This is a genomic window from Caulobacter sp. S45 (assembly GCF_903642205.1).
Lineage (GTDB): Bacteria > Pseudomonadota > Alphaproteobacteria > Caulobacterales > Caulobacteraceae > CAHJWH01.
Genome location: NZ_CAHJWH010000218.1, coordinates 1 through 3,834, shown reverse-complemented (window position 1 = coordinate 3,834; position 3,834 = coordinate 1). Strand labels below are relative to the sequence as shown.

3 protein-coding genes are annotated in these 3,834 nt (G+C 70.6%); all 3 read right to left on the bottom strand.

The window, feature by feature from the left end:
• Positions 1–121: 121 nt before the first annotated feature.
• Positions 122–1,264, bottom strand: a complete 1,143-nt coding sequence (rodA, locus tag HUV06_RS15090; protein ID WP_174302066.1) for a rod shape-determining protein RodA — start codon at positions 1,262–1,264, stop codon at positions 122–124.
• Positions 1,261–3,210: a penicillin-binding protein 2 gene (gene mrdA, locus HUV06_RS15085; RefSeq protein WP_254601179.1), complete on the bottom strand. Its 1,950-nt coding sequence runs from the start codon at positions 3,208–3,210 to the stop codon at positions 1,261–1,263. The genes rodA and mrdA overlap by 4 nt, the downstream gene beginning before the upstream one ends.
• 44 nt (positions 3,211–3,254) lie before the next feature.
• A partial coding sequence (locus HUV06_RS15080) for a hypothetical protein (RefSeq protein WP_371811093.1) occupies positions 3,255–3,834 on the bottom strand: 580 nt, incomplete at its 5' end.

Here is a 3,834-nt window from a genome sequence, read left to right as displayed (position 1 = left end):
AGGGGGAGGGGGACCAAGCGCAGCTTGGTGGAGGGGGCTGCGCCGATTCTTTGCGCGGGCCCCCTCAGTCGGCTACGCCGCCAGCTCCCCCACAGGGGGGAGCATCTTGATCTCGCCTGCCTCACATCAGCGAGCCCTTGCCGCTGGTGACCTCCGAATGCCGGTGCACCCGCACCGCCTGCACCAGCCCGAACCCGATCATCACCGTCAGCACCTCGGTCCCGCCGTAGGACAGCAGCGGCATGGGCACGCCCACCACCGGCGCCATGCCCATGACCATTGAGGCGTTGACCAGGATGTAGAAGGCGAAGGTCGCCGTCACTCCTCCCGCCGCCAGCCGGCCGAAATGGCTGTGCGAACTCATCGCGGTGCGGAGCGCAATGAAGATGATCGCCCCGTAGAGCGCCAGCAGCGTCAGGCAGCCGATGAGCCCAAACTGCTCGGCGAAGGTGGCGAAGATGAAGTCGGTGTGCTTCTCGGGCAGGAAGTTCAGCTGGCTCTGCGACCCAAGCCCATAGCCCTTGCCGAGCAGGCCGCCCGAGCCCAGCGCGATCTTGGACTGCAGGATGTGGTAACCCGTGCCCGAGGGGTCGTCCTCCGGGTGCAGGAAGGTCAGCACCCGGTCGCGCTGGTAGCCCTTCATCACGAACTTCACCGCCAGCGGCACGGCCACGACCGCCCCGATCGCACCTACCGCCAGCGCCCGCCAGTCCAGCCCGGCCAGGAACATGATGGCTGCGCCGGTGAAGCCGATCAGCAGCGCGGTGCCGAGGTCCGGCTGCTTGGCGATCAGGGCCATGGGGATCGCGGTCATCGCGGCGGGCGCCAGCAGCTTCCAGGACCAGCGCGCGTCCTTGGCGGACAGGGCGTGGTAGAAGCGGGCGAGCGCCAGCACGAGCGCGATCTTCATGATCTCCGAGGGCTGGATGCCGAACAGCCATCGCTTGGCGCCGAGCGAAGTGTGGCCGATGACCAGCACCGCGGCGCACATGGCCAGCCCCAGCCCGTACAGCGGATAGGCCAAGGCCAACCAGACCCGCAGGTTCAGCAGGGTCAGGCCCAGCATCAAGGCCAGGCAGAGGCCGAAGCGCACCGCGTGCTTGGCCGCCCAAGGCTGCCAGGACAGCGGCGCCACGCTGTAGAGCATGGCCGTGCCGATGGCCGCGACCACGCAGAGCAGCAGGGCGAAGGTCCAGTCGATCTGCTTCAGCTTGGACGACAGCCGCTCCCGCTCGCCCGGCCGGGTGAGGGCGGTGGCGGTCACGTCGTCGCCTCAGGCGCCGAGGATGGGGCCGAAGAGGGCGCGGCGCCCTCCGGCGCGTCCAGCGGCTGTTCGATCCGCGCGCGGATCTCCGGGTCCTTGAGCAGCGCGGTCTTCATGATCTCACGCGCCTTGGGCGCGGAGGCCTCGGCGCCGAAGCCGCCGTGCTCCACCAGCACCGCCACCGCATAGCGGGGCGCGTCGGCGGGCGCGTAGGCGATGAACCAGGCATGGTCGCGGCCCAGCCACGCGCCCTGGGCGCCGTGGGCGCCGTGGCTGCCTGCGGCGTAGCTGTGCGCCTGGGCGGTGCCGCTCTTGCCGGCCATGACCACGGGGCCGAGGTTCAGCTTGCAGGAGCCCCCCTCGAAACCGGTGCCCCCCGGCTCGTTGATCACCCCGTACATGGCCGAGCGCAGGAAGCTCATGTGCTCGGGCGTGATCTCGACCTGCGCCCCGTCAGCGCCTGAGGGCCGGACCTGTTCACCGACGGCGTGGATCAGGCGCGGCTTCACCGCTGCGCCGCCATTGGCGATACGCGCACACATGGTGGCGAGCTGCAGGGCGTTGACGCTGACGAAGCCCTGGCCGATGCCCACGCTCGGCGTGTCGCCGGGGTGCCAGACCGGATCGTGGCGCACGTGTGCGCGCTTCCAGGCGGTGTCGGGCACCAGGCCCGGCTTCTGCCCGGGGATGCCGATGTCGAAGGTCTCGCCGAGGCCGAAGCGACGCGCCACCGCGGCGATCCGGTCCGGGCCGATCGCCATGGCGGTCGAGAAGAAATAGACGTCGCAGGACTTCATGATCGCGTGGCGCATGTCGCAGGCGCCATGCGCCTTGTCGCAGTGGAAGACGTGGTTGCCGAGCGCCCAGGACCGGTTGCAGACGTGCACCGTCGCCGGATCATAGCCGTGCTCCAGCGCCGCCAGCGCCACCATGGTCTTGTAGGTGGACCCCGGGGGGTAGTTGGCGGTCAGGGCCTTGTTGAACAGCGGCTTCCGCTCGAAGCGGGTCAGCTCGGCGTAGACGTCGCCCGGCACGCCTCTGACGAAGGCGTTGGCGTCGAAGCTGGGATTGGAGGCCAGGCACAGGATGTCGCCATTGCGGCAATCCAGCACCACCGCAGCGCCGGAGTCCATGCCCAGCACCTCCAGCGCCCGGTTCTGGATGTCGGCGTCCAGCGTCAGCTTGACCACGTCGCCGGGCTGGGCGCGGATGTCGCCGTCGGGGTCCTCGCGGATCACGCGGCCGACGCTGTCCACCTCCACCTTCCGGCCGCCGGCCCGGCCGCGGAGCTGCAGGTCGAGCGACTTCTCCACGCCCTGCTTGCCGATGCGGAAGCCGGGATGGTGCAGGAGCGGGTCGTCGGCGTCGCCCTCGGCCTTCAGGTCGTCGGCGGAGACGCGGGAGACGTAGCCGATCACGTGGGCGAAGGCGCCGGCGTAAGGGTAGAAGCGCGCCTCGCCCATCTCGGCGGTGACGCCGGGCAGCTCGGGCGCACGCACGTTGACCCGGCTGAACTCGTCCCAGGTCAGGTCGGCGGCGATGGCGACGGGGGAGGCGGGGGGCGTGTCGGCGATGTCGCGGGCGATCTGGCGGCGCTTGGCCGGGGGGATCGGGATCAGCTCGGCCACCTTGTCGATGGTGGCGTCCACGTCCTCCACCACGTCGCGCTGGAGCAGGATGCGGAACTCCGGCCGGTTGGAGGCGATCTCCACCCCATCGCGGTCCAGGATCAGCCCGCGGGGCGGCGGCACGAGACGGAAGTTGAACTGGTTGGAGGCCGACAGGGTCTGGTAGCGTGCGGCGTCCGCCACCTGCAGCTGGGACAGGCGCAGGCCAAGCGCGGTGAGGCCCAGGCCTGCGAACCCGCCGAGCAGCAGCGAGCGGCGGTGGAACATGCCCTGGCGCTCGTTCACCTCGTCGAAGTAGATTTGGGGTTCGTGGCTCACGCGTGGGGCACTGACGCTCTTAGGCAGGCGGTTTGTGGGCGAGGTCACCGGAAGCGGATATCGGCGTCCTCAAAGCGGTCGATCAGGGCCCGGGCGAAGGGGAACAGCGCCAGGGTGACGGCGAACTGGAACAGGGCGCCTGTGACATTGGGCGTCACGTGGGCGCGCAGGGTGACGAACAGGTAGGCGGCGGAGAAGGCGAGCGCGCTCAGCGCCAGATACCACACCGCGAGCACCGGCGCGCTGCGACCGGTCATCAGGCTCCGCGCCAGCTGGGCCCCGCCATAGACGAGCAGCAGGCTGAGCGCCCACAGGCCCAGCGGCGCGCCCCAGAACAGGTCCAGCAACAGCCCCGCCGCCAGCAGGGCGAAGGGGCCGAGGAGCGATGGGCGGATCACCGGCCACGCGAAGGCGAGCACCAGCGGGAAGACGGGCTCGGGAAGGCGCAGGCCGAACACGCGCAGCGGCGTGGCGAGCACGAGCGTGGCGGCGAGGCAGGCCAGCAGCGGCGCGCCGATCCAGGCCCAGGGCTGCAGCATCTGCGACGGCTGGCGACTCACGGCTGGGGCGGCGGCGGCGTTGCGGCAGGGGCGGCGGTGCTGGAGGGCTGCGGCGGCGCAGGTT